Source organism: Methylibium sp., from assembly GCF_031393925.1.
Lineage (GTDB): Bacteria > Pseudomonadota > Gammaproteobacteria > Burkholderiales > Burkholderiaceae_C > Methylibium.
On sequence record NZ_JANMWL010000125.1, the window covers coordinates 1 to 24,567 of the forward strand.

The 24,567-nt window shown below is 66.1% G+C and carries 22 protein-coding genes and 1 pseudogene; 14 read left to right on the top strand and 9 right to left on the bottom strand.

The genetic code is table 11. From position 1 onward, the window contains the following. The 3 genes from dmpG to RMO12_RS07225 all read left to right on the top strand — a co-directional run. Positions 1–651: 4-hydroxy-2-oxovalerate aldolase (dmpG, locus tag RMO12_RS07215; protein ID WP_309638764.1), on the top strand; the 651-nt coding region annotated here is incomplete at its 5' end. Further along, entirely contained in the window at positions 648–1,436 is a 789-nt protein-coding gene (dmpH, locus tag RMO12_RS07220; protein WP_309625186.1) for a 2-oxo-3-hexenedioate decarboxylase, read from the top strand. The genes dmpG and dmpH, both read left to right, overlap by 4 nt. 19 nt (positions 1,437–1,455) lie before the next feature. Then, positions 1,456–1,647, top strand: coding sequence for a 2-hydroxymuconate tautomerase (locus RMO12_RS07225; RefSeq protein WP_309638765.1), 192 nt, complete (start codon positions 1,456–1,458; stop codon positions 1,645–1,647). A 105-nt stretch (positions 1,648–1,752) separates the two neighbouring features. Here RMO12_RS07225 and RMO12_RS07230 read toward each other — a convergent pair whose 3' ends face one another. After that, a complete protein-coding gene (locus tag RMO12_RS07230) occupies positions 1,753–2,481 on the bottom strand; it encodes an FCD domain-containing protein (protein WP_309638766.1) in 729 nt (242 codons plus the stop codon). 280 nt (positions 2,482–2,761) lie between these two features. Here RMO12_RS07230 and RMO12_RS07235 point away from each other — a divergent pair, with 280 nt between their 5' ends. The 6 genes from RMO12_RS07235 to RMO12_RS07260 all read left to right on the top strand — a co-directional run bounded on the left by RMO12_RS07235 (position 2,762) and on the right by RMO12_RS07260 (position 12,450). Next, positions 2,762–3,751, top strand: coding sequence for a YCF48-related protein (locus RMO12_RS07235; RefSeq protein WP_309638767.1), 990 nt, complete (start codon positions 2,762–2,764; stop codon positions 3,749–3,751). 15 nt (positions 3,752–3,766) lie between these two features. Next, positions 3,767–6,157, top strand: a complete 2,391-nt coding sequence (locus RMO12_RS07240) for an MMPL family transporter (protein ID WP_309638768.1) — start codon at positions 3,767–3,769, stop codon at positions 6,155–6,157. 84 nt (positions 6,158–6,241) lie between these two features. Next, positions 6,242–8,440 carry a DUF1302 family protein gene (locus tag RMO12_RS07245; RefSeq protein ID WP_309638769.1) on the top strand — a complete coding sequence of 733 codons (2,199 nt, stop codon included), beginning with the start codon at positions 6,242–6,244 and terminating at the stop codon, positions 8,438–8,440. Positions 8,441–8,459: 19 nt separating this feature from the next. After that, positions 8,460–9,761, top strand: coding sequence for a DUF1329 domain-containing protein (locus tag RMO12_RS07250; protein ID WP_309638770.1), 1,302 nt, complete (start codon positions 8,460–8,462; stop codon positions 9,759–9,761). 207 nt (positions 9,762–9,968) lie between these two features. Continuing rightward, on the top strand, positions 9,969–11,642 hold the full coding sequence (locus RMO12_RS07255; RefSeq protein WP_309624645.1) for a cytochrome b5 domain-containing protein: 1,674 nt from the start codon (positions 9,969–9,971) through the stop codon (positions 11,640–11,642). A gap of 25 nt (positions 11,643–11,667) precedes the next feature. Then, positions 11,668–12,450 (top strand): fumarylacetoacetate hydrolase family protein, encoded by a 783-nt coding sequence (locus RMO12_RS07260; protein WP_309638771.1) that lies wholly within the window; start codon positions 11,668–11,670, stop codon positions 12,448–12,450. 116 nt (positions 12,451–12,566) lie between these two features. Here RMO12_RS07260 and RMO12_RS07265 read toward each other — a convergent pair. Next, positions 12,567–12,840, bottom strand: a pseudogene (locus RMO12_RS07265) (Rieske 2Fe-2S domain-containing protein); the annotation flags it as partial. A gap of 34 nt (positions 12,841–12,874) precedes the next feature. Then, on the bottom strand, positions 12,875–13,570 hold the full coding sequence (locus tag RMO12_RS07270) for a fumarylacetoacetate hydrolase family protein (protein ID WP_309638772.1): 696 nt from the start codon (positions 13,568–13,570) through the stop codon (positions 12,875–12,877). Between the two features lie 9 nt (positions 13,571–13,579). Here RMO12_RS07270 and RMO12_RS07275 point away from each other — a divergent pair, with 9 nt between their 5' ends. From RMO12_RS07275 to RMO12_RS07285, 3 genes are all read left to right on the top strand, one after another. Then, positions 13,580–13,825 (top strand): zinc-binding dehydrogenase, encoded by a 246-nt coding sequence (locus RMO12_RS07275; protein ID WP_309638773.1) that lies wholly within the window; start codon positions 13,580–13,582, stop codon positions 13,823–13,825. 99 nt (positions 13,826–13,924) lie between these two features. After that, positions 13,925–14,983, top strand: coding sequence for an aromatic ring-hydroxylating dioxygenase subunit alpha (locus RMO12_RS07280; protein WP_309638774.1), 1,059 nt, complete (start codon positions 13,925–13,927; stop codon positions 14,981–14,983). 13 nt (positions 14,984–14,996) lie between these two features. Further along, complete coding sequence (locus tag RMO12_RS07285; RefSeq protein ID WP_309638775.1) at positions 14,997–15,833, top strand: alpha/beta hydrolase; 837 nt, start codon at positions 14,997–14,999, stop codon at positions 15,831–15,833. A 133-nt stretch (positions 15,834–15,966) separates the two neighbouring features. Here RMO12_RS07285 and RMO12_RS07290 read toward each other — a convergent pair whose 3' ends face one another. The 6 genes from RMO12_RS07290 to RMO12_RS07315 all read right to left on the bottom strand — a co-directional run bounded on the left by RMO12_RS07290 (position 15,967) and on the right by RMO12_RS07315 (position 23,659). Next, positions 15,967–17,286, bottom strand: coding sequence for an MFS transporter (locus tag RMO12_RS07290; protein WP_309638776.1), 1,320 nt, complete (start codon positions 17,284–17,286; stop codon positions 15,967–15,969). 67 nt (positions 17,287–17,353) lie between these two features. Next, a complete protein-coding gene (locus RMO12_RS07295; protein WP_309638777.1) occupies positions 17,354–18,604 on the bottom strand; it encodes a TolC family protein in 1,251 nt (416 codons plus the stop codon). Further along, positions 18,601–18,915: a DUF3240 family protein gene (locus tag RMO12_RS07300; protein ID WP_309638778.1), complete on the bottom strand. Its 315-nt coding sequence runs from the start codon at positions 18,913–18,915 to the stop codon at positions 18,601–18,603. The genes RMO12_RS07295 and RMO12_RS07300 overlap by 4 nt, the downstream gene beginning before the upstream one ends. Further along, positions 18,908–22,015, bottom strand: coding sequence for a CusA/CzcA family heavy metal efflux RND transporter (locus RMO12_RS07305; protein ID WP_309638779.1), 3,108 nt, complete (start codon positions 22,013–22,015; stop codon positions 18,908–18,910). Before RMO12_RS07305 ends, RMO12_RS07300 begins: the two co-directional genes overlap by 8 nt. A 1-nt stretch (position 22,016) precedes the next feature. Continuing rightward, positions 22,017–23,156 (bottom strand): efflux RND transporter periplasmic adaptor subunit, encoded by a 1,140-nt coding sequence (locus RMO12_RS07310; protein ID WP_309638780.1) that lies wholly within the window; start codon positions 23,154–23,156, stop codon positions 22,017–22,019. 173 nt (positions 23,157–23,329) lie between these two features. After that, positions 23,330–23,659, bottom strand: a complete 330-nt coding sequence (locus RMO12_RS07315) for a hypothetical protein (RefSeq protein ID WP_309625522.1) — start codon at positions 23,657–23,659, stop codon at positions 23,330–23,332. Positions 23,660–23,975: 316 nt separating this feature from the next. Between RMO12_RS07315 and groES the strand changes: the two genes are divergently transcribed. Both groES and RMO12_RS07325 read left to right on the top strand, forming a co-directional pair. Then, positions 23,976–24,269 carry a co-chaperone GroES gene (groES, locus tag RMO12_RS07320; RefSeq protein WP_309625521.1) on the top strand — a complete coding sequence of 98 codons (294 nt, stop codon included), beginning with the start codon at positions 23,976–23,978 and terminating at the stop codon, positions 24,267–24,269. Positions 24,270–24,301: 32 nt separating this feature from the next. Next, positions 24,302–24,567: TCP-1/cpn60 chaperonin family protein (locus RMO12_RS07325; protein ID WP_309638781.1), on the top strand; the 266-nt coding region annotated here is incomplete at its 3' end.

Genomic DNA, 24,567 nt, shown 5'->3' on the forward strand with positions numbered 1-24,567 from the left:
ATGGACACGGTGGGCTTCCTGATGATGGCCCACATGACCAGCCCTGAGAAGCTGGTCAGCCAGGCGCTGCTGATGCAGGGCTACGGCGCGAATTGCATCTACATCACCGACTCGGCCGGCTACATGCTGCCCGACGACGTCAAGGCGCGCGTGGGCGCGGTGCGCGACGCGCTCGAGCCCGACACCGAACTCGGCTTTCACGGCCACCACAACCTGGCGATGGGCGTGGCCAACTCGGTCGCCGCGGTCGAGTGCGGTGCCAACCGCATCGACGCTGCCGCGGCGGGCCTGGGCGCGGGGGCCGGCAACACGCCGATGGAGGTGTTTGTCGCGGTCTGCGCACGCATGGGCATCGAGACCGGAGTCGACGTGTTCAAGATCCAGGACGTGGCCGAAGACCTTGTCGTGCCGATCATGGACCACATCATCCGCATCGACCGCGACTCGCTGACCTTGGGCTATGCCGGTGTCTACTCCAGCTTCTTGCTGTTCGCCAAGCGCGCCGAGAAGAAGTACGGCGTGCCGGCGCGCGACATCCTGGTCGAACTGGGCCGGCGCGGCATGGTCGGCGGCCAGGAAGACATGATCGAGGACACCGCGATGACGATGGCGCGCGAGCGGGTCGCGGCGGCGCAGAAGGTGGCGGCATGAAGCTCGATGCAGCGACGATTGCCGGGCTCGCGGCGCACCTCGAGACCTGCCAGCTCGAGGCGCGCGACACGCCCAAGATCACCGATGAGCACCCGCACATGGACTGGGAAGACGCCTACGCGATCCAGGACGAAATTCTGCGCCGCAAGTTGTCGCGCGGGCTGCGTCTGGCGGGACTGAAGGCGGGCCTCACCTCGTTTGCCAAGATGAAGCAGATGGGCGTGGACGTGCCGGTGTTCGGCTTCATGACCGGCGACTACGCGGTGCCCGACGGCGGCGAGTGCAAGGTCTCGGAGCTGATCCATCCCAAAGTGGAACCCGAGATCGCGTTCGTGACGAAGACCGCGCTGCGCGGCCCCGGCTGTCACATCGCCGCGGTGCTGGCGGCGACCGACTTCGTGCTGCCCGGCATCGAGGTGATCGACAGTCGCTACCGCGACTTCAAGTTCGACCTTAAGAGCGTGATCGCCGACAACACTTCGGCGGCGCGCTTCGTCGTTGGCGGTCAGCCGCAGCCGGTGTCGGCGCTGGATCTGCGCACTACGGGCATCGTGCTCGAGAAGAACGGCGAGGCGATCGCCTTCGGAGCCGGTGCGGCCGTGCTCGGCCACCCGGCCGCCGCGATCGCGGCGCTGGCCAATCACCTGGGCGCACGCGGCCAGGAGATACCGGCCGGCACGCTCATCCTCTCGGGTGGCATCACCGAAGCCGTCGCGGTGAAGGCCGGCGACCAGGTCACGCTCAGAGTGCAGGGCATGGGCAGCACCAGCCTGCGTTTCGTTTGACATCACCGGGAGACACACCATGCCGTTCGCACAGATCTACATGATCGAAGGTCGCACCATCGAGCAAAAGCGCGCCGTGATCGAGAAGGTCACGCAAGCCATCGTCGAAGCCGTTGGCGCGCCCAAGGAGAGCGTGCGCGTCTGGATCCACGACATGCCCAAGGAGAACTGGGGCATCGCCGGGGTCTCGTTCAAGGACCTCGGACGCTAGCCGCCCGGGGTTCGGGTCACGCGGTGTCGAGAAGCTCTCGTGCGGCTGCCTCTGGGGAGATTCCAGCCCGTGGCCGGCGGCGAGTCGGTGCGACCCTTGCCGCGCCTAATTGCCCGCGTTCCTGAAGATCTCCTGCGGCAACTGCCGCATCGTCGTCAGCGTCAGAACGATGTGCTCGGCCAGCAGCTCCGCGGCACGCCCGGCGTCGCGGGCGAGCGCGGCATCAAAGATGGCGGTGTGCTCGGCATGCACATCGCGCGGGAGCACGGGATTGAGCAGAGTGAGGCGGCGGTAGCGCTCGGACTGCTGGTTCATGATGCCCACAAAGTACCTGATCCAGGCCGAAGGGCAGGCCGAAATCAGCACCTCGTGGAAGGCGCGGTTGCGCTGTTCCCACTCGTTGGCACTCGATGGGGTGTCGGCCGCCAGCTTTTCTTCGGCTCGGGTCAAGCGGTGGAAGCTGCCGACCAGCTCGGCCTCCCACGCCTCGTCGCCGTGAGCGATCGATTGGCGCAGCGCTTCGGTTTCCAGCAGAACCCGCGTGTGAGTGACGTCCTCGAAATCGGCCAACGAGATCGGCGCCACCCGAAAGCCGCGTTGCTCCTGCGACACCACCAGGGCGTCGGACACCAGCAGTGCCAATGCCTCGCGCAGCGTGCCCGCGCCCACGTTGTAAAAGTCTTTGAGGTGCTCTACCCGAAGCCGGGAGCCGGGCGCAAGGCGGCCTTCGATGATGTCGCGGCGCAGCTGCCTATAAGCCCCCTCGACCAGCGTCTTGGGCTCGGAGTCCGGCAGTTCGGACTGCGCGGGGATCGTCAACAGCGGCTCGATCATGGATGCGGTCTGAATTTACCGGGAAGCCGGCTTACGCAGCCGTCGTTGATCGGCGTCGAAGTGTCTTTCGGGCCAATCGTCAACATATGATGATCGACATTTTCTCGAGAAATCTAGGTAGTTTCGAGATGATGGAAAACTGCCGTTTGTTAGTACGATTCTCGCAAATATTGATCGCCCGGAGGAGCGCCTGCGCTCGCTGACGTTCGACTTCGGCGATTCGACTCATGCCACCGGACCCGACGACGGATTTGTCAGTCTTGAGAATAAAAACTCAGTCATGAACCAGAAAAAGTGTGGCGTGCGGTGGCATGCACTCATTGCGGTGGTCGCCACGGCCTGCGTGGCCGCCGGATGCATGCAGTCGGCCGACTTGTCAGCCGTGCAGGCCGAGCGTGCCAAGTCCGTGGCTCGCTTCGACACGTTTCAGTCCGCGGCATCCAATGGCAAGGTGATGGCCGCCGGCACTGCAGGGGGCGCCATCGTTACGTCGGCCGATGGCGGCAAGAACTGGACGCGGCAGGCACTGCCCGAACTGTCCTCGGTGATCGCCATGACGGCCTGCGCGGATGGATCACTCGCGGGCCTGGATTTTTATCACAAGGTCTGGGTGTCGGGTGCCACCGGCGCCCGCTGGGAGCCCAAGAGCTTCGACAAAAAATTCAACGCAGTGTCCATCACCTGCGATGGCGCCAATCGGCTCTGGCTGGTGGGCGCCCACACCACCATCATGTCGAGCGCCGACAAGGGTGCGAGCTGGACGACCGTCACGCTCGGTGAGGACGCCATGTTCACGTCGGTCCAGTTCACCGACGCGCAGCGCGGCATCGCCACCGGCGAATTCGGCACGGTGGCCACCACCGTCGACGGCGGCGCGACCTGGCAGAAAGGCCCGGCGATTCCCGGCGATTACTACCCCTATGCGACGTGGTTCGCCGATGCGCAGCACGGCTGGTCGACGGGGCTGGGCGGCGTGCTGCTGCGCACCGAAGACGGTGGCAAGAAGTGGCAGCCGATGGACAACCCGGCGGGCACCCCGCTGTATGCGCTGGTGCCTCAGGGGGACGCTCTCTACGCCGTCGGCGCGGGCGGCGCGGTCATCGTGCTGCGCGATGGACGGTGGACGCGCTTCGACCACGGCGTGGCGATTGCGGCCTATCTCACCAGCGGTGCGGCGCTCAACCCGCAAACCATGCTGGTCGCCGGTGCCGCGGGCGCATTGCATGTGCTGGCCTTGCCCGGCAAGCTGGCCTCGACTGTCACGAACTGATCGGACGGCACGACCATGGGACTGCGTAAACGCATCACGGGTTTTCTGCACATCGGCGAAGAGTGGCTCTTCACCAACCCGAAGTACGTCCTGAGCATGATCCTCGCGGTCACGCTGCTGTGGGCCACGCAGTTGCCACAGCTGCGCGTCTTCACCGACTTCGCGGACCTGTTGCCTCAGAACCATCCCTACATCCAGACCTACAACCGCATCAAGGAAAACTTCGGTGGCGCCAACATCATCGTGATGGCGATCGAGGTCGAGAAGGGCACGATCTTCAACGATGAAACGCTGTTGCTGGTCCATCAGGCGACGCTGGGCATCGACGATGTCCCCAGCGTCAACCACAACCTGGTGTCCAGCCTCACCCACCGGACCGCGCGCAAGAACTACCTGACGGCCGACGGCAACTTTGCCTCGGATCGCTACTACGACCCGCTCAAGCCGCAGCACACGGCCGAGCAGCTCGAGTCGATGCGCAAGGACGTGATGGCCAACCCGCAGATCTACGGTCTGCTGGTCTCGCCGAACCTGAAGGCCGCGCTCATCAAGGCGCAGCTCACCGACGGCGCCGTCGACTACACCAAGACCTTCGCGGCGATTCAAAAGGTGCGCGAGTTGGTCGGCAAACCGGGCCACAAGATCTACGTGACGGGCAATCCGATGCTCACCGGTTGGGTCTACACCTATCTGCCGCAGATCGTCACGATCCTGGCCTACTCGCTGGCCCTGCTGGCCACGCTGCTCATCGTGTATTTCCGGCGCTTCTACGGCGTTGCCTTGCCGCTGCTGGGGATCGCGCTGTCCTCGATCTGGGGGCTCGGTTTCATGGCGGCGTTCGGCTACAACCTCGAGCCACTGTCGCTGCCGATCCCCTTTCTGATTGCCGCGCGGGCCACCTCGCACGGCGTGCAGCTGGTGGCGCGCTACTACGAAGAACTGGCCATCACCCACAACGGGAAGAAGGCCGCGCGCAATGCGCTCGATGCCTTGTTCCGGCCCGGCTCGCTCGCGATCATCGTGGACGCGGTGGGCATTGCGGTGATGGTGCTGGGGGCCGCTCCGTTTAACTGGAAGCTCGGTGTGTCGGCCGGTTTCTGGGGCTTCTCGGTGATTTTCACCGTGCACTTCATGGTCCCCCTGGCGCTGACCGTGCTGCCGCAGCCCAAGAAAATCGAGAACAAGAACCAAGGCATGCGTGCCTTCCTCGGCGCCGCCATGGCCGCCACCGGCGGCAGCTACCGAGGCGCGCTCACGATCCTGCTGGTCGCGGCCGGTCTCGTGGTGGTCGGTGCGATGCTGGGCTCGCGGGTGAAGATCGGCGACTCCGAGCCGGGCAGCCCGATCCTGCACCGCAACCATGACTTCAACGTCTCCACCGCGGCCATCAACGAGCTGTTCCCCGGTTCGGAAGAACTGCACATCGTGGCGCGCACCGAAGACAAGGGCGGCATCAAGCGCCCCGAAGTCATGCGGGCGATGGAAGCGTTTCAACGGGAGATGCTCAACGACCCAGCCGTCGGTGGCGCCAAGTCACTGCCCACCGTCGTGCGCGTGGTCAACCGGCTCACGCACAGCGATGACCCGCGCTGGATGCAAATCCCCGACAACCGCGACGAAGTCGGCGGCCTGATGTTCGCCTACATGGCTTCCAACCCGATCCCGGGCGCGCTCAAGGAGTTCATCAATCCGGACGAGAACGAGGCCAACATGGTCTTCTTCTACAAGGACCACAAGGCCGAGACGATCGATCGCGCGATTGCCGTGGCCACCGAGGCCGCCCGCAAAGTTTCTGCGGACGTGCCGGGCTTGAAGATGGAACTCGGCGGCGGAATCATAGGCGTGACCGCAGCCGTCAACGATGCGCTGCACACCGACCACATGCTGATCATTCCGCTGGTGATGTTGATCGCTTTCGTGCTGGTGATGACTTATTACCAGTCGGTCCACGCAGGCTGGCTGATGGTCCTGCCGATGCTCTTCTCCACCATCATGACCTACGCCTACATGGGCGTGAACGGCATCAACATCAACGTCAACACGGTGCCCGTGATTGCGGTGGGCGTGGGCGTGGGCATCGACTACGCCGTTTATTTCATGGACCGTATCCGCGAGGAAATGGCGAAAGTCGGCGACATCTGCAAGGCCTCCATCAATGCGGTGGCGACCACCGGGTCCGCGGTGAGCTTCACCGCTGCGACGCTGATTGCCGGCGTGATCATGTGGGTGTTCATGTCGGACCTGCGGTTTCAGTCGGATGCGGCGCTGCTGCTCTCGTTCATGCTGGTGGTCAATGCCATCGCGGCCATGCTGATCGTGCCGGCATGGTGTGTCGTGTTCAAGCCCAGGTTCGTCGTTGCCTCGCATTTCGATGCGGACGGCGTCTTGGTCGAGGGCCTGAGGTAATCGAAGTAGAAGGGGCCGCGCGGCGACTGCCTGGAGTCGTGCGATGGCATGTTTGGCGGGACGGTTTAACCGGAGGAGACAACCATGAGAAAACTGGTGAATCGAGGCAGGTTGCGCCCGAGCGTCATTGCGACGATGGTGGCCCTGCAAGGAGTATCGGCAGCAGCCTGGGCGCAGGCTCAGGAACCGGCCGCAGACCCCTGGAAGGTCGATATCTATTACGAGAACGACACTCGTTTTCGCGGCAAGGACGCCACCGGCAAGCGCGTCGGTTTGTCAAAGTTGCGCAATACCTTGCAGATGGATGCGGACAAGAAACTGGGCGACGGCTGGGCGTTCCACGGCATCTTCCGGGGCACCTACGACGGTGTCTACCAGCTCAACAAGGATGAGTTCGGCAAGAACGCGGGCAGCAAGAGTGCGGCCGATGTGCAGATTCAAAACACGGCCGGGCCTGCCGCCCTGGGCGTCGGACTGCTCGGGCCCAACGTCCCCGGCAACCCGCTCAGCGTCCATTACGGCAGCACGGTCCCGTTCGGCTCGGGTGTCGGCTTCACCGTGGTGGACGTGGTCGAGGCGGGCGCGGGCCTGCCCAATCTGGGTGGACCGGGCGGTGGGCCCGGTATCAACAAATTCCTTGATCCGGTCGCCTACGGCAACCCGACGGCTTTTCCAGGCACGACCGCAGCGGGCTACGGTTCCGGGGCTGGCCTGCGCGTGCTCGGCGACCGCTGGCACAGCACGACGACCGGGGGGGTCGCATTCGCGGTGCCGGTACGCCCCTGCGACGAGGACAACCGCGGCTGTACCGACTTCGGTGGTTACGGCGACAAGAACCAGCGCGAACTCGAAACGCCGGAATTCAACAAGCGGCTGGACTTCATCCGCGAGGCCTACGTCAGGAAGACCTTCAATCTGGCCGATGGGAGCGACCTGTTCGTCAAGGTGGGCAGGCAGCAGGTGGTGTGGGGGCGTACCGACCTGTTTCGCGTCCTGGACGTGATCAACCCGGTCGACTACTCGCGCAACAACATCTATGACGAACTGCAGGACATCCGCATTCCCATGTGGATCGCCCAGACCGAATGGCGCATGGGCGGCTCGGAGTCGATGCAGGACCGCAACCTGAGCCTGGTGTGGAACTTCGACAAGTTTCGCGCCAACAATCTCGGTCAGTGCGGCACCTCCAACGTGATCCTGGATGCCGGTTGCCTGTTCCGTGGCCTGAAGAACCTTTGGGACAACGGCGGGACGGTGTCCAACTTCGCACCCTTCGTCCCACCCGGCACACCGGGCGACGTGAACGGTGTTTTCTTCGCCACCAACTTCGGCCCGAACCAGATTGGTCTTCGCACCGTCCATCTGCCGGAGTGGAAGCTCAAGAACACCCAGCTGGGGATGAAGTACGAAGGGGTGACGAAGGATGGTTTGTCGTTCTCGCTCAATGCCCTGACCTACATCTCGCAGCTGCCCTCGCTGCGCGCGGTCAACGAGAGCGGCACGGTCAATCCTTTCACCGGCGGCAATGGCAATAAGTCACCGTTCTCGGGTCCTGCACAGGGCATCCCGACGACCCACCTGATCGCGTTCGACATGCACTTTCCGCGCGTCAACCTGATCGGCGGCTCGATGGACTTCCAGGTACCGCAGCTCGATGCGGCAATCCGCCTTGAAGGAGCGTTCACCGACGGCGAAGAGTTTGCCAACACGCTCAAGCCCGAGCTGTATTCGAAGAACAATGTGTTTCGCTCGGTGATTGGTGTCGACCGCCCGGTCTTCATTCCCTTCATCAACCCGAACCGCACCACCTTGTTCTCGGCGCAGTTGTTCTGGCAGCACATCTTCCAGCACGAGGAAGAGCAGCGTGCCGGCGGGTTGGCGGGCATGCCGGACTGGAAAAACACCTTCATCGGCACGCTGCTGGTCAAGGCCTTTTTGATGAACGATCGGCTCAGCCCGCAGATCATCATGGCGCGCGACTTCAATGCCAAGGCCTGGGTCGCCTCGCCGCAGGTCGAGTGGTCGTTGACCGATTCGCTCAAGTTCGCCGTCGGCGGCAACATCAAGGGCAAGTCGGACAGCTCCGACTCGCGCTGGAAGTGGGATGACTGCCGATCCTGCAACCCCTACGCGCCCTACACCGCCTTCGCGGACAACCCGACCTTGAACCCGGGCTCCCACGGTCTCAGCGGCCTCGAGCCCCTGGGTCGCTTCCGCGCCGGCCCCATCGGCGCGGCGTGGAAGGAGAACGAGGTTTACTTCACGATGCGCTACAAGTTCTAAAACCGGAGCTCACAGGATCATGAAAAAGTCACTCTTCGCAGCGCTGCTGGCGACGTGCTTCGCGGGGGCGGCGGGCGCCGTCACCGAGGCCGAGGTCGATGCGTCCTTCCTGCCGTACAAGAACGGTTTCCCCGCCTTCCCGGGCTTGCAAGCCGGGCTGGTGATCAACAAAGACAACGTCGAGAAGTTCAAGGACATCCTCGACTACGCCAACTACCTGACCGTCAAGAACGGCTGGAGGGAAATCAAGGTGGGGCCCACCTTCGACTTCCCCAACCCCAAGGGATATGTAGAGGAAACCAAGAAGAACGCGGGCAAGACCAAGCTGGGCACCAAAATCGGCGAAATCAGCGGCTTTACAGGGGGTCGCCCCTTCCCCGAGGAGCCCAGCGTGAGCGACCCGCGCGCGGGTGAAAAGCTGGCCTGGAACTTCAAGTACGGCATCAACTGGGGTGACAACGCGGCGGTCTATCCGTTCTACTGGAAGTACCGCAACATGACCACCGGTCAGGTGGAGCGCACGCTCAAGTTCAACTTCCACTTTTTGAACTTCAAGTACCGCACCGACCACCCACCGATCCCCGGCGTCACGCCCAACGCGTCCAATCTGTACCGCGGCATCTATCTCAACACGCTGGAGCCGCAGGACCTGAAGAACACGCAGCTGCTGATCCAGAAGTACGACGACGACACCAAGCTCGACGACGCTTACCTCTACCTCGGCTTCCAGCGTCGCGTGCGTCGCCTGGCCACCGGACAGGTGACCGACTCTTTCCTCGGTGCGGACCTCATGATCGAGGACTTCGAGGGTTATGAGAGCCGCGTGTCCGACATGAAGTGGACCTTCAAGGGCGCGAAGAACATCCTCATGCCCTATTACAAGCACAACGAGATGAAGCTGACCGACGAGTTCAAGGACCCTTCAGGCTACAAGTTCATCGACTTCGGCGGTCAGGGCGGTTGCTTCGCCGACATCACCTGGCAACTGCGCAAGGTGTATGAGGTGGATGTGGAGCCGCTGAACCCCAACCACCCGGTCGGCAAGCGCGTGATGCACTTCGATGCGCAGATCTTCGGCGCCTCGCGCACGGTCATCTACGACCGCAAGGGCGAGCTCTGGAAGAGCTTCACCATCGGCAAGGCCCACCCCGACCACCACTTGCCCATCAACAAGGGCACCGGCATCGGCCTGGACGACTCCTTCGAGGTGGTCGATGTGCAGGCCAAGCACTGCACCACGGGTCAGTTCAAGGGCCAGATCGATCCGAAGCTCAGCCCGCCGAACCTGTTCCAGGTTCAGAACATGCGCGGTGGGGACTGAGATGACCATCCCCACCCCCCGCGGTGCTGCCCTCCGCGGGGGCGCCCAGCGCTTTCGGGGCGGTCCGGCGAGGGCTGTGCTGAATGCCTCTCGAGCGGCGGCGACGCCAAGCGCCTGAGCGCGTCGTAGTGCAACGGGTGCATCGAGGCCAGCAATTGCGGGCCGGAATGCACCCGTTTTTCTTTGATCGTTTAGACGGAGAAAAGCATGCGGGCAATGATTGTGGGTGCGGGCATGGGCGGCCTTTTCACCGCGCTGGCCTTGCGTCAGGCAGGCGGCGCATTCGCGTCGATCGATGTGTACGAGCAGACCAAGACGCCGGGCACGGCCGGTGCCGGCTTGAATATCCCGCCCAATGGGGCGCGTCTGTGCAAGTGGCTCGGCGTCGATCTCGATGGCGGCGACCCCAAAGGGCCCGTTGGCGCGGTGGACGGCGGGCGGGCGGCGATCCTGGAGGCGACGCGCCAGGTCATGCCCGATGGCACGGTGTCGCGTCGTCCGATCGACCACAACACTTCGGCAGGCGATGGCGCGGGCTTCCATCACATGCACCGTCTTGACCTGCTGATGTGCCTTTACAAGCGCGTCTATGAATTCGGCCCCGAGTCGGGTGCGGAGTGCCCGATCCGCGTTCACATGGGCAAGCGGCTGGCTTTGGTCACGCAGGACGCCGGCACCGTCACCGCGAGCTTCGACGACGGCAGTAGCGCCGAGGGCGAACTGCTGGTGGGCGCCGATGGCATCAACTCAAAGGTGCTGGAGCTGCTGTGGCCGAACGCGCCCGCCCGGCGCTGGACCGACGTGGTCTGCTACCGCGGCCTGATCCCGCGCGACAAGGTGGCGCAACTGCGCAAGGCCGATGGCAGCCCGCTGGACCACAACCCGGTCGATTCCTTCTCGATGGATTCGCGCAAGAACAACTTCGCCTGGTGTATGAGCTACTGGGTGCGCGGCGGCGAGCTGCTCAACGTGTGGCTGGGCTACTACGAGCCCGATTCCAGCGAGTTCAATGCCGACTGGCGCGACTGGTTTCCGGTCGACCACGGCGAAATCATCGCCAACATGCACAAGGCCTTCGGCGACGATCCGCGCAAGCACGACATCGTGGCGCTGGCCGGTGCGATGGAGCGGCCGACCAAGTGGGGCCTCTATGACCGCGACGCCTTCGAGCACTGGCAGGACGGCCGCATCTGCCTGCTGGGCGACGCGGCGCACTCGATGCTGCCCACCTTCGGTCAGGGTGCGGCGCAGTCCTTCGAGGACGCCGCCGCGCTGTGCAGCGCCTTCAAGCTACACCAGACCGATGTCTACAGCGCCTTGCTGCACTACGAGCGCGTGCGCCACTACCGCGCCACGCGGTTCCAGTTCGCCTCAAAGTTCGCGTTCAAGCACCTCGAACCCGAAGACTCGCCCGAGCGCCGCCAGATGCTCAAGACCTTGAACGAGCGCGACTACCCGGTCTTCGACCACGAAAAGCGCGCCGGCGACGATGACTCCTGGATCTACGCCTTCGATGCGCGCCGCATCGGCGACAAGCTCCCGCCGAGAAAGCTGGGGCCGTGGGACTTCCGCTCGCGCGATGCCTCACGCGAGGCACGCAAGCAGGTGGCGCTCAACCTCTGGAAGCCCGACTTGCCGCTGCAGGGCGGGCGCAACGTCACACGGGCTGAGGTGGCACAGCACAACCGCTTCGAGGACTGCTGGATCATCATCCGCGGCAAGGTCTACGACTTCAACGAGTGGAAGGACCGCCACCCCGGTGGACCGTTCGTGGCGCGCATGTTCGCCGGCAAGGATGCCACCGCCGAGTTCGGCGATTTCCACAGCCCGCTGGCCGTCAAGCACATGACGCACTTCTGGATCGGCGACGTCGTCGACTGAAGCTCGGCCCCCGCCCCACCACCCAATGGGCCTGAACGCCGCTCTCGTCGACCACTGCTCCGCGCAGCTGTGGTCGGCCGAGTGCTCGCGATCGTCGATCGGTCTGCTGTCGGTGGCACACCCGCAGCTCAGCGAAGACGATGCCTATGCGATTTCGGCGGCAACACTGCAACGCCGGGGGGCGAAGGCGGTCGGCTTCAAGCTCGGCTACACCAGTGCCGCGATGCGCGCCCAGATGGGCATTGCTCATCCGAACTACGGTGTGCTGACCGAGCAGCACCGCATCGGCATCGACGGCGGCAGCATCGACCACTCGCGCCTGATCCATCCGCGCGTCGAGCCCGAGATCGCCTTGCGGCTGGCGCGCGATCTGAGCGGGGCAGGGCACGCGCGCGAGAGCGTCGCGCGCCACCTCGACGCGGTGCTGCCGGCGCTCGAGATCGTCGATACGCGCTACCCCGACTACCGCTTCACCGCCGTCGACAACATCGCCGACAACAGCTCCAGCGCCGGCTTCGTCACCGGCGCGCCGATGCGCTGGCGCGACGATCTCGACCTGCGTCCCGTGGAAGTCGTGCTGCACGCCGATGGGCAGCGGCTCGACCGGGGGCTCGGCGCCGCCGCGATGGAGGATCCGCTGCTGGCCCTGGCCTGGCTCGCCGGCTGCCTGGCTGCGCGCGGCGGCTCGGTGCCTGCCGGGGCGATCGTCCTGACCGGCGGCCTGACGCGGGCCTATGCCGCGCGGGCAGGGCAGGCCTTCCTGGCGGAATTCAGCGGGCTGGGGACGGTGCGGGTGCGCTTCGATTGAGCGCCCGGACTCGCGGCGCGGCGCGGCCGGCGGTCTCGGGCGACTTGGCCACTATGACCCGCGGCGGCCGACCGTGTTCGGCCCCGACCACCCCTGGAGGCATGGCCATCGCTCAGCCGGTGCGCGCAGACGTTCTCGACCACGTTCACCTGACCATCGTTGTTGCGCACCAGGATGACCGAGCGCTCGCCGACCACCGTGCGCTTGAAGTCGTCCGGCATCGGGATCTCGGCCTCGAAGCCGACATAGCACCCATGGCCGCGGTAGAAAGAAGCGCTCCAGCTCCCTGCGGTGCAGTCCCTCATCGGTGTAGACCTTGAACGGGATGCAGCGGGTGCCGTCGGTCTCCCAGTGCGGCCGCGAAGGGAATACGGAGCTTTCGTCGTTCATCGCTGACCTCCGTCGCGCCGGTGCGTCCGCCCGATCAGCGGGCCACGCTGACCGTGATGCCGGACAGCCCGGCGATCGCGCCCGCCATCACGTCGCCCGCCACGACCGCGTTCACGCCCTCGGGCGTGCCGGTCATGATCAGGTCGCCCGGCTCCAGCGCGTCGTAAGCCGACAGCACGGCGATGCACTCGGCGACCGACCAGATGAGCTGGTCGATGTTCGACGCCTGGCGCGGCTGGCCGTTGACCGTGAGCGTGATCGCGGCCGAGTTCGGATGCCCGATGTCCTGCGCGCGTCGGATCGCGCCGATCGGTGCAGAAAGGGCAAAGCTCTTGCCGAATTCCCAGGGCCGACCCTTGTCGCGCGCGGCGAGCTGCAGATCGCGGCGCGTCATGTCGAGCCCGACCGCGTAGCCGTAGACGTGACGCAGCGCGTCAGCCGCGACGATGTCGGCGCCGCCCTCGCCGATCGCCACCACCAGTTCGATCTCGTGGTGCAGCTTGGCCGTCTTCGGCGGGTAGGGGATGGCGACCGGCGCCGACGCGTCGACCGCGGCCTGCGCCGGTTTCATGAAGAAGAACGGCGGCTCGCGGTCCGGGTCGGCGCCCATCTCGCGTGCGTGGGCGGCGTAGTTGCGCCCCACGCAGAAGATGCGGTTGACCGGAAAGCGCTCGTCACGCCCGGCGACGGCCAGGGTGCGAAGGGTGGGGGCGGTGACGGCGTGGGGCATGGGCGGTCAGTGTGGGTTGTTCATTCAGGAGATTGTCGCGGCGAGTGCCTCACAGGCGCTCCTCGCCACAGCCCCAGCGCCGACGCCCATCGGCTGGCGCGGGCTCGGAGCTTCATCACGCAAGGGCTCGAGGCGCGGCACTTGTGGCCGGTGATCGACGCGAGCTTCCCGTTCGAGCAGATCGCCGACGCGCACCGCTACATCGAGTCCAACCGCCAGTTCGGCAAGGTGGTGGTGACGGTGACGACGGCCTGATACTCATTCGTGGCCCGGCGCAGGGGGCTTGCCCGATGACAGGCGAAGCGTCGCACGCGAACCAGCCCACAAAGACTTCATCACAAAAAGGAGAGAGACTTGGAAACCAAAATTCCCTACCTCATGAACACTTGGTACGCGGCGTCGCTGGCCACCGAGGTCGGACCGGTGGCGCTGTTTCACCGCAAGATCCTCGACACCACGGTGATGATCTACCGCAAGCAGGACGGCACGCCGGTGGCGCTGCACGATCGTTGCCCGCACCGTTTTGCGCCGCTTCACCTGGGCAAGCGCGTCGGTGACGAGGTGTCATGCATCTACCACGCGCTGCGCTTCGACTGCTCGGGCAAATGCACGCACAACCCGCACGGCAAGGGCAAGATTCCCGAAGCCGCCAAGGTCAGGAGCTTCCCGCTGGTCGAGCGCTACGGTTTCTTGTGGATCTGGATGGGCGAGGAGCCGGCCGACCCCGCGTTGCTGCCCGACTTCGGCGAACTCGACGAAGGACACCCCAACGGCGTGGCTTTCACCTACATGCACATGCGGGCGAACTACGAGCTGATCATCGACAACGTGATGGACCTGAGCCACATCGACCACGTCCACGGCGAGATCATCACCACCCGCGGGCAGCTGTCGCCGCTGATCCCCAAACTGCGCGAGACACCCGCGTCGGTGACGGCGCGCTGGGAATGGAAGCAGACGCCCGCCTTGCTCATCTTCGCGAACTTCCTCGCCGATCCGAAGGCCGAGGCGCGTCATTTCTTCGACATCACCTGGACGCCGCCGGCCAACATCCAGCTGTCGGTCGGCGCGGTGCAGGGGGAGCAGCCGCTGACGCTGGACGACTGCGTCGGCCAGTACGACCTTCACACCGCCACACCCGAGACCTCAGGCAGCACCCACTATTACTTCGCGACCCGTCGCAACCACATCGCCGACGACGGCGACTACAACAAGATGAAGATCGCGGCCATGCATGCGGCCTTCGAGAACGAGGACGGCCCCATCATCGAGGCGGTGCAGGGCGAGATGGACACGGCCGATTTCTTCAGCCTCAACCCGGTGCTGATGACCAACGACGTGGCGCCGGTCAAGGTGCGCAGGCTGCTTCAGCGCCTGATCGCGCAAGAGGCCACTTCCTTCACCCCTTCGTAGCGAGACCTCCACGATGAACACACCCGTCAACCCCGAACTCGGCCGCCGCATCCGCGCCGCCGGTATCGACACCAACTACCACGACATCGGCAGCGGCGAGCCGGTGTTCCTGATCCACGGCTCCGGCCCCGGCGTCACCGCCTGGGCCAACTGGCGCCTGACGATGCCGGTGCTGGCCGAGCGCTTTCGCGTCATCGCGCCCGACATGGTGGGCTTTGGCTACACCGAACGGCCGGCCGACATTCGCTACACGATGGACGGCTGGGTCGAGCACGCACTCGGCGTGATGGACGCGCTCGGGCTCGAGCAGACCCACCTGGTCGGCAACTCCTTCGGCGGCGCGCTGGCGCTGGCGCTGGCGATCCGCGCGCCGCACCGTGTCAAGCGCCTCGCGCTGATGGGCAGCGTCGGCGTCAGTTTCCCGATCACACCGGGGCTCGAGGCCGCGTGGGGCTACACGCCCTCGATCGAGAACATGCGCGCGCTGCTCGACGTTTTTGCCTTCGACCGCAAGCTGGTCAATGACGACCTCGCGCGACTGCGCTACGAGGCCAGCATCCGGCCCGGCTTCCAGGAGTCGTTTGCCAGCATGTTCCCGGCACCGCGCCAGCGCTGGATCGACGCGATGGCCAGCCGCGACGCGGACATCCGCGCGCTGCCTCACGAGACGCTGCTGATCCATGGTCGCGAGGACAAGGTCATCCCGACCGCGGCCAGCCAGCGCCTGTTCGAGCTGATCCCGCGCGCGCAGCTGCACCTGTTCGGGCAGTGCGGCCACTGGACGCAGATCGAGCATGCCGGGCGGTTCACGCAGTTGCTGACGAACTTCTTCGAGCAAGAGAAGCAGTGACAACTTGCTTCATCGCTCGACGCTGGGCACACCGCGCAGACGTCGACCGCCTCGAGCGTGGCGTACTGCGGCAGCAAAGCAAGCGCCTGCCGTTGTCCGGATGGGGACGAGGCGTCGGTGCTGCGGGTAAGGCTCAGGACGGCCAGCGGGGATGATCGTCGTCGATGACGTAGGCGTGTGAGTGGCGCGGCCCGCCCGCCTCGGCCGCGGCGCCTGCGACGTGCGGATGAGCGGGCGCGAGCTCGTCGTGCCGGTGCTCGAGTTGCTCCGGTTCCTCGCTGGGCCACAGCCGGCTCGCCAGCAGCACGGCGGCGCTCGCCAACACGCCCAGCGCAATGAAACTCGACGTCAGCCCCAGCTTGGCGCCGAGCCAGCCGGCCAGCGGATAGGTGATCAGCCAGCAGGCGTGCGACAGCGCAAACTGCGCCGCGAACAGCGCCGGGCGGTCGACCGACCGTGAGGAGCGGCGCAGCAGTCGCCCCGACGGCGTTTGCGCCAGCGAATAACCCAGGCCGAGCACGAACCACAGTGGCACCAGCGCGGCATAACTGCGCGCCGCCAGACCGCCGACCAGCAAGCCGGCGGCAATCAGGCCGGCGCCGCCCAGCATCACGCGTCGTTCCGGCAGGCGCTCGAGCAGTTTGGGCAGCGCCAGCGCCACCAGCATCGAGCCAGCGCCGAACGCGGCCAGCGCCATCGCGGTGGCGTTCTGCGTGAGACCGAAGCTGGCCTGCACCAACACCACGGTGTTGACGATCACCATGGCGCTGCCGGCCGCGATCGCCAGGTTGAGCGCCAGCAAACCTCGTAGGCGCGGCGTGGCCAGGTAAATGCGCATGCCGCGCGTGGTGCGCTCGTAGATGCCGCGCTTGGGCGGCGGCACGGCCTTGGGCAGCACGATAGAGACCACCAGCGCGGCCGAGGCGAGGAAGCCGGCCACCGTGCCGCCGAACAGCTGGTGGTAGCTCACCACGGTGAGCAGCACGGCGGCGAGTGCCGGGCTGACCAGGCTTTCCATGTCGTAGGCCAGCCGCGAGAGCGACAGCGCCTTGGTGTAGTCCTTCTCCTCGGGCAGCACGTCGGGGATGGTGGCCTGGAAGGTCGGCGTGAAGGCCGCCGAGCACGACTGCAGCACGAAGATCAGCACGTAGATTTGCCACACCTGCGTCACGAAGGGCAGCAGCAGCGCGACCGTCGCGCGGGCGACGTCGAGCGCCACCAGCATGGCGCGGCGCGGCAGGCGTTCGGCAAAGGCGGCGGCGATCGGCGCCACGCCGATGTAGGCAATCATCTTGATGGCCAGCGCCGTGCCGAGCACGGCGCCAGCGTCGGCGCCGGCCAGGTCATAGGCCAGCAGACTCAGCGCCACGGTGGCCAGACCGGTGCCGATCAGCGCGAGCACCTGGGCGAAGAACAAATGCCGGTAGGTGCGGTTGGCGAGGACGTCAAACACGGCGCTGGTCCTTCATTGAATGAATGCGAGAGGGTCGGCGTGGGCCCGCTGATACGGCGACCGCAGCTCACTCATCGGCCAGCCCCCAGATCAGGTGCGCATCGACCAGCAGCCGGTAGTGTCGACGCAGCGCCTGCACGCGCGCTTGCACCGCCGCCGTCGCCGCATCGAGCGATTGCCGGCGCGCCAGCAGCAGCGCCTGCAAGTCGGCCTCGCCCAGCGTGTAGGCACGCTGCGTCAGGCGCGCGCTGTCACGCGTCGTCGCCAGCCCCAGCTCGCTCAGGCGCCAGCGCGCCAGCGCGCCGTTGGCGTCCAACACCGTCTCGGCGATCTCGCTTTCCTGCGCGCTGCGTTGGCGCTCGAGGCTGGCACGCGCCACCTCGGCCTCCTGCAGAGCCTGGCGCATGCGCGCTTCGCGGTAGGTGCCGGAGAGCGGGATGCTCACGCTCAGGCCGACGATGCGCTCGCTGCGGTTTGCTTCCGAGCCCGTGAAGACGCCGAACGTCGGGTCGGGCACGCGGTCGGCGCGCGAGCGCGAGGCCGTCAGCTCGGCCTTGCGCAACTGGCCCGCGGCGATGCGCAGCGGGTCGCTCTCGGCCAGGATGCGCTCGCGCCATTGCGCTTCCTGCCAATCGAGTTCATGCGGCTCGGCCAGCGGCACCGGCGCGAAGCTCAGCTGAGGAAAGCGCCCGCGTAGCCGCGCTCTTGCCTTGGCTTCGTCGGTGACGGCGGCGCTGCGCTGGCGCTGCACCTCCAGGACGTCGGCCCGTGCCACGTTCAAGTCAAGCAGCGAGGCATCGCCGGCGCGCTGGCGGCTCTGCACCGCCTGGTGGTTGGTCTCGGCAAAGGCCAACTGCTCGGCCAGCAGTTCCTGCAAACGGATCGCGGCCAGCGTGTCGATCCACAGGTCGGCCAGCGCGCGAGCGGCCTCGTGGCGTGCCTCGTCGATGCGGGCCTGGGCGATCACGAGTTCGGTGTCGCCCAACTGGCTGTCAATCCGGGCCTTGCCGCCGACGCGTACGGTGCGTTCGAGCGCCGCTTGCCATTCGTTGGAGTTTGCGCCGATGTCGTAGCGTCGCCGCTGGGCCGAAAGCCGCGTCGTCCACTCATTGGGCGAAGCGCGCAGCGCCGCCGCACCGTGCGTCGAGGCGTCGAAGGCACGGCGTGCCTCGATGACACCCGGCTCCTGGTCGATTGCCTGGCGCGCCAGCTCGGTGGCGGGCAGGTCGGGCGGGGTGGCGCGATCGGCGGCCTGCAGCGGCAGTGCCAGCAGCATGCAGGCCTGCAGTGCGGCCGCGCGGAGCATCCGGCGCCTCATGCAATTTCTCCTTCGGTGTGCAAGGCCGTGGCCCAGTAGCGCAGGCCGGTGCCCTTGAAATCCTGGCGCAGCAGGTCGAGCAGGCTGGCCAGTTCGTCGGCGTCGAGCAGTATCTGCACCTGCGCCGCGCGGCTGCGCCCCATGACCTGCTCGAGGCTGCTCAGCTGGCCATGCGCGCTGCCGTGGTCGAAGGCCGGCGTGCTGGTAAAGAGCACGTCGGTGACGTTGCTCAGCAGGGCGTCGAGCAGCTTCTCCTCGACCTCGGGCGCGCAGATCATCGAGAGGCAGTATCTGGACTGGGCGTCAGGCATGGTGCGGCTCCGCGTCGAGGCTCATGTCGGCGCGCGTCTTCGAATGCGCGAACCGCAGGTAGAGGATGGGCAGCAAGATCAGGGTCAACACGGTGGCGGTGATCAGTCCACCGATCACCACGATCGCGAGCGGCCGCTGGATCTCCGAGCCCGGCCCGGTGGCGAACAGCAGCGGCACCAGGCCAAAGGCGGTGATCGACGCCGTCATCAGCACCGGCCGCAAGCGCCGCATCGCGCCCTGCGTCACGCACTCCAGCAGGCCCAGCCCTTCGGCATGCAGCTGGTTGAAGTAGCTCACCAGCACCACGCCGTTGAGCACCGCGATGCCGAGCAAGGCAATGAAGCCGACCGAGGCCGGCACCGACAGGTACTCCCCGGTGATCCACAGCGCGACGATGCCGCCAACCAGCGCGAACGGAATGTTGCTCAGCACCAGCAAGGCCTGGCGCACCGAGCCGAAGGTGGTGAACAAAATCAGGAAGATGAAGCCGAGCGCCAGCGGGATCACCAGGGTGAGTCGCGCCGCGGCGCGCTGCTGGTTCTCGAACTGCCCGCCCCAGGCGATGCGGTAGCCCATCGGCAGCTTGACGCCTTCGGCCACGCGCGCCTTCGCCTCCTCGACGAAACCGACCAGATCGCGCCCCGTCACGTTGGCGACGACGACGCCGTAGCGGCTGCCCATCTCGCGGTCGATCTTGACCGGCCCGGTGTCGCGCTCGAGCTTGGCCAGCGTCTCCAGCGGCACGCTCTGGCCGTCGGGCGCCATGATGCGCAGCGACGAGAACTCGGACAGCGATAGCTTCACCGCATCGGGGCCGCGGATCACGATCGGCACCCGGCGGTTGCCGTCGATCACGGTGCCGGCCCGCTGGCCCTCGACCTGCGCCCGCAGCGCGTCCTGCACGTCCTCGACCGACAGGCCGTAGCGGCCGGCCACCAGCCGGTCGACCACCACCCGCAGGTACTGCACGCCGTCGTTCTCGACGGTGTAGACGTCCTCGCTGCCCGGCACCTTCTTCATCAGCGTCTCGACCTGGCCGGCCAGCTCGTTGAGCGTCTTCAGGTCCGGGCCGAAGATCTTGATCGCCACGTCGCCGCGCACGCCGATGATCATCTCGGAGACGCGCATGTCGATCGGTTGAGTGAAGCTGTAGCGGATGCCCGGCAACTGGTCTAGCACCTTGCGGATCTCCTCGATCAGCGCGTCCTTGTTCGCCATCTTCCATTCGTCGCGCGGCTTGAGCACGAGAAAGGTGTCGGTCTGGTTCAGGCCCATCGGGTCGAGGCCGATCTCGTCCGAGCCGGCGCGCGCCACCACGCCGGTGATCTCGGGGATAGCCTTCATCAACGCCCGGTGGACCATCAGGTCGAGTTGAGCGGTCTCTTCCAGGCTGATCGAGGGGAGCTTCTCGATGCCGATGATGATGTCGCCCTCGTCCATCTGCGGCATGAAGGTCTTGCCGACCTGGGTGTACACGCCCGCCGCCGCCATCAGCATCAACGCGGCCGCGACGAAGACGACGCGCTGGCTGCGCAGTGCCCAGGCGAGTGCGGGCCGGTAGAGCCTGTGCAGCTGGCGCGGCAGCCAGGGCTCCTCATGCTTGACCTTCTCGAGCAGGAAGGACGACAGCACCGGGATAACGGTCAGCGACAACACCAGCGAGCCGAGCAGCGCGAACACGATGGTGAGCGCCACCGGCACGAAGAACTTGCCTTCCAGGTCTTGCAAGGTCAGGAGCGGCAAGAACACCGTGATGATGATCAGGATGCCGGCCGAGACCGGCGTGGCCACTTCGCGCACCGCGCGCAGCACGATGTGCAGCCGCGGCAGCCGCCCCTTGGTGGTGTCGCTGGCGAGGTGTTGCACGATGTTTTCGACCACCACGACCGCGGCATCCACCAGCATGCCGAGCGCGATCGCCAGGCCACCCAGGCTCATCAAATTGGCCGACATGCCGGCCACTCGCATCAGGATGAAGGTGCCCAGCGCCGCCAGCGGCAGCACCACGGCGACAGCCACCGCGGCGCGCAGGTTGCCGAGAAAGGCGCCGAGCAGCACCAGCACGATCAGGGTCGACTCGACCAGCGCCTTGGACACGGTCGCCACGGCCTTCTCGACCAGGCTCGCGCGGTTGTAAAAGACCTTCACTTCCACGCCTGCGGGCAGCGCCGGCTTGAGCTCTTCGAGTTTGCGGGTGACGCCTTCGACCACCTTTTGTGCATTGGCGCCGGCCAGGCCCAGCACGAGCCCTTCGACCGCTTCGCCCTGGCCATCTTGCGTCACCACGCCGTAGCGGGTGACCGAACCGTCGCGCACCATCGCCACGTCGGCCAGGCGGACGGTTCGGCCGTTCTTGTTGTCGACGATGATGGCGCGCAGGTCGTCCTGCGTCTTGATGCTGCCCTCGGTGCGCACCAGCAGCACTTCGTCGCCTTCACCCAGCCGGCCCGCGCCGTCATTGCGGTTGTTGACCTCGATGGTGGCCTTGAGCTTGGCGGACGACAGACCCAATGCGTTCAGCTTCACCGCATCGGGAACGACCTCGAAGGTCGCCACCTTGCCGCCCAGCGCGTTGACATCGGCCACGCCAGGCACTGAACGCAAGGCCGGCCGAATCACCCAGTCGAGCAGGCTGCGGCGCTCCTCGAGCGACAGCGCCTTGCCTTCGATGGTGAACATGAACATTTCGCCCAGCGGCGTGGTGGTCGGCGCCATGCCGCCGCTGATGCCCGTGGGCAGGTCGGCGCTGATATTGCCCAGGCGCTCGGCCACCTGCTGGCGCGCCCAGTAGATGTCGGTGCCGTCCTGGAAGTCGACGGTGACGTCGACCAAGCCGTACTTGGAGACCGAGCGCAGCATGCGCTGCTTCGGAATGCCGAGCATCTCGACCTCGATCGGGATGGCGATGCGGCTTTCGATCTCCTCGGGCGTCATGCCCGGCGCCTTCATGATGACCTTGACCTGCGTGCTGGACACGTCGGGAAAGGCGTCCACGGCCAAGTTCTTGAACGCATACCAGCCGGCACCGGCCAGCAGCGCTGCGGCGAGCAGCACGAACAGGCGCTGCGCGAGCGCGAATTGGACGAGGCGGTTCAGCATCTCACTCCCCCCCGCTCTTGCCGAGCCAGGCTGCCTTGAGCGCAATGACCGAGCTGACCGCGATCTCCTGCCCGCTCGCGAGCTGCCCCTGCACCTGCAACTGCTGGCCGGAACTGGTGAGCACGTTCACCGCCTGGGCCACAAAGCCCTTGGGCGTGCGCACGAAGACATAGGCCTTGTCGCCCTGCCGCGCCACCGCCTGCACCGGCACCGGCCAACCTTCGCGGGCGCTCGCGCCCTGGGTGGCTACGCCGTTCGCAAACGGCACCTGGGCCTGCACATACTCGCCCACGCGCAGGCGCTCGGCACCGCGCATCACCTGGGCCCGCAGGATGACGGTCTGGCTGTCGCTCACCATCGAGCCGATGCTCGAGGGGGTGGCCATCACGTCGCGGCCCATCACCATGATCTCGCCGCCCTTGGACTGCAACTGGCCGCGCCGGTCGGCCGGGATCTCGATGTCGAGCCAGAGCGTGCGCGTGTCGGCCAGGCGCATCAGCGCGTCGGCCTGGGCGACGCGCTGGCCCGGCTTCACCTCGAGCGCGAACACGTTGCCGGCGGCCTTGGCGCGCACGGTCAGCGCGTCCTGCAGCGGCCCGCCCTCGCCGATGCGCTTGATGCTCGTCGAGTCGACGCCCGCCAGGCGCAGCGCCGCTTCGCTCTGGCGCACGCGGGCGCGGTCGGCGTCGGCCGCCGCCTCGGCTTCCTGTACGCGCCGCTCGGGCACGATGCCCTCGGCCAGCAGGGCGCGCTCGCGCTGCAGGGTCTTGTGCGACAGGCGGCTCTTCGAGGTGGCTTCCAGCAGCGCGAGTTGCAACTCGCCCAGCTCGGGGCTGATGAGCCGCAGCAATGGCTGACCGGGCTTGACCATGTCGTTTTCGCTCACCAGCAAACGGTCGATCAGCCCGCCCACCGGCGCGCTGACGACCTGCTCCTGGGAAGGCGGCAGCACCACGCGCGCCGGATAGGTCTGGCCGCGGATCGCGGCCGGCTTGTCCAGCCGCTGCAAGGTCACGCCAATGGCCTGCATTTGTGCCGGCGTCACGACGAACTCGTCGGCCGCCTGTGCCGCGCCTGCGAACAGCAGGACGAACGTGCAGGCACCGAGCACCGGCACATGCCGCAAACGGGGGTAATGCATCAGCTCACTCCGCAAGAGCCGGCGCCAAGGCCGGGACAAGCCAGGAACACTGCGGCCGGCGTCACGAAATGCGCTGGTCGCGCGTTGGCTTCGTTCGGCGTGGCACGCCCGGCCTTACGAGGCCGGCGTTCGACAAGTTCGCTTCGTTGAAGACGAGGCGAACGATCCGCTGGTCAGGCGAAGAGTCGGGGAGGTCGTCGGGGCCCGGCGAGGAACGGCGGCGTTCCTGACGCCTCGTCGACGGCTCGCGCGGACGACGAGCCGGCGGGCAGCCAATGCACCCGGGCGGCGGCGGGCAAGAGCGCGGTGACGCTCACGCCGTGGTCGGCCAGGGCGTGGCGAACCGAGTCGGCAGAGTCGTCCTCGTGGACGCTGCCGTCCCCGTGATGGTGGTGATGAGCGGCGTCCTGACCATGCAGCGCGGCATGGATGCGCTCGCGCGCCGCCTCGAACGCCGCACCGGGCGCGGCGATGACCGCGGTTTGCCATGCGATGGCGAGCAACAGAAAAACGGCAAGGACGCGTCGAGACATCGCGGCAGTGTATTGGCACGGCCATGCCCGACGTGCAGGCCAAGGCTTCTTGCCCGGTCTTGCCGTGCCCCCCGCGCGGAGCGCTTTGTTCGCCGAAAAAGCGTGCCTTGTTGAAAGCGCGGCCCGAGTGCCTATAATCCTTTGGCACTCGCGACCACCGACTGCTAACAATCCGGCCTGAGGTAGCAATGCCGAGCCGGCCTGCAGTTTGTGGGTGCGTACTTACTAGCACCCGCAGTCGCACGAGTCTTCATGTTGTCAAACACCAATCCATCAAGGAGATGCGATGAAACTTCGTCCTTTGCACGATCGCGTGATCGTCAAGCGCCTCGAACAAGAAACCAAAACCGCCTCGGGCATCGTCATTCCCGACAACGTCGCCGAGAAGCCCGACCAGGGTGAAGTGCTGGCAGTGGGCGTCGGCAAGCGCAACGACAAGGGCGACCTCATTGCCCTGAACGTCAAGGTCGGTGACCGCGTGCTGTTTGGCAAGTACAGCGGTCAGACCGTCAAGGTCGATGGCGACGAACTGCTGGTGATGCGCGAAGAAGATCTCTTCGCCGTCGTCGAAGGCAAGTAAGCCCCATTCACTAGCAATATCGGAGAACACACATGGCATCTAAAGACGTGATTTTCGGCGGCGAGGCTCGTGCCCGCATGGTCGAAGGCGTGAACATCCTGGCCAATGCGGTCAAGGTGACCCTGGGCCCCAAGGGCCGCAACGTGGTGCTCGAGCGCAGCTTCGGCGCGCCCACCGTGACCAAGGACGGTGTGTCCGTGGCCAAGGAGATCGAGCTCAAGGACCGGCTCCAGAACATGGGCGCACAGATGGTCAAGGAAGTCGCTTCCAAGACCTCCGACATCGCCGGTGACGGCAC

Bases quoted from the DNA above. Each gene is read 5' to 3' on its own strand.
- dmpH (WP_309625186.1), top strand. From the start codon at position 648: ATGAAGCTCGATGCAGCGACGATTGCCGGGCTCGCGGCGCACCTCGAG.
- RMO12_RS07225 (WP_309638765.1), top strand. From the start codon at position 1,456: ATGCCGTTCGCACAGATCTACATGATCGAAGGTCGCACCATCGAGCAA.
- RMO12_RS07230 (WP_309638766.1), bottom strand. From the start codon at position 2,481: ATGATCGAGCCGCTGTTGACGATCCCCGCGCAGTCCGAACTGCCGGAC.
- RMO12_RS07235 (WP_309638767.1), top strand. From the start codon at position 2,762: ATGAACCAGAAAAAGTGTGGCGTGCGGTGGCATGCACTCATTGCGGTG.
- RMO12_RS07240 (WP_309638768.1), top strand. From the start codon at position 3,767: ATGGGACTGCGTAAACGCATCACGGGTTTTCTGCACATCGGCGAAGAG.
- RMO12_RS07245 (WP_309638769.1), top strand. From the start codon at position 6,242: ATGAGAAAACTGGTGAATCGAGGCAGGTTGCGCCCGAGCGTCATTGCG.
- RMO12_RS07250 (WP_309638770.1), top strand. From the start codon at position 8,460: ATGAAAAAGTCACTCTTCGCAGCGCTGCTGGCGACGTGCTTCGCGGGG.
- RMO12_RS07255 (WP_309624645.1), top strand. From the start codon at position 9,969: ATGCGGGCAATGATTGTGGGTGCGGGCATGGGCGGCCTTTTCACCGCG.
- RMO12_RS07260 (WP_309638771.1), top strand. From the start codon at position 11,668: ATGGGCCTGAACGCCGCTCTCGTCGACCACTGCTCCGCGCAGCTGTGG.
- RMO12_RS07270 (WP_309638772.1), bottom strand. From the start codon at position 13,570: ATGCCCCACGCCGTCACCGCCCCCACCCTTCGCACCCTGGCCGTCGCC.
- RMO12_RS07285 (WP_309638775.1), top strand. From the start codon at position 14,997: ATGAACACACCCGTCAACCCCGAACTCGGCCGCCGCATCCGCGCCGCC.
- RMO12_RS07295 (WP_309638777.1), bottom strand. From the start codon at position 18,604: ATGAGGCGCCGGATGCTCCGCGCGGCCGCACTGCAGGCCTGCATGCTG.
- RMO12_RS07300 (WP_309638778.1), bottom strand. From the start codon at position 18,915: ATGCCTGACGCCCAGTCCAGATACTGCCTCTCGATGATCTGCGCGCCC.
- RMO12_RS07305 (WP_309638779.1), bottom strand. From the start codon at position 22,015: ATGCTGAACCGCCTCGTCCAATTCGCGCTCGCGCAGCGCCTGTTCGTG.
- RMO12_RS07310 (WP_309638780.1), bottom strand. From the start codon at position 23,156: ATGCATTACCCCCGTTTGCGGCATGTGCCGGTGCTCGGTGCCTGCACG.
- groES (WP_309625521.1), top strand. From the start codon at position 23,976: ATGAAACTTCGTCCTTTGCACGATCGCGTGATCGTCAAGCGCCTCGAA.